The following is a 375-nucleotide window of genomic DNA, read 5'->3' on the forward strand; positions in this document are numbered from 1 at the left end:
GTGAAAGTGCTATTCAGTCTATTTCTATCACATACCCAAATTTTTAAAGAACGATTCTGAAAAAGTTCAGAAATCAATATTCGACGCGAATATTCATTTCTAAGCTTTGACGTGGTAAGCAAGTGGAGATGGTGGAGCCAAGCGGGATCGAACCGCTGACCTCCTGCGTGCAAGGCAGGCGCTCTCCCAGCTGAGCTATGGCCCCAGTAATTGGTGGGTCTGGGCAGATTCGAACTGCCGACCTCACCCTTATCAGGGGTGCGCTCTAACCAACTGAGCTACAGACCCAATCGTCTTCTTCAATGAATCAAGCAATTCGTGTGGGAGCTTATGAAGCAGCTGATGTCGTCGATTAAGGAGGTGATCCAGCCGCAG

General features: G+C 48.5%; 2 tRNA genes. Both read right to left on the reverse strand.

The features are described from left to right. Nucleotides 1–129: 129 nt before the first annotated feature. Nucleotides 130–205, reverse strand: a tRNA-Ala gene (locus CYD26_RS24825). 6 nt (nucleotides 206–211) lie between these two features. Beyond that, a tRNA-Ile gene (locus tag CYD26_RS24830) sits at nucleotides 212–288 on the reverse strand. Between the last annotated feature and the right edge of the window lie 87 nt (nucleotides 289–375).

The organism is Pseudomonas sp. FFUP_PS_473 (genome assembly GCF_002858665.1).
Classification (GTDB): Bacteria; Pseudomonadota; Gammaproteobacteria; order Pseudomonadales; family Pseudomonadaceae; genus Aquipseudomonas; species Aquipseudomonas defluvii.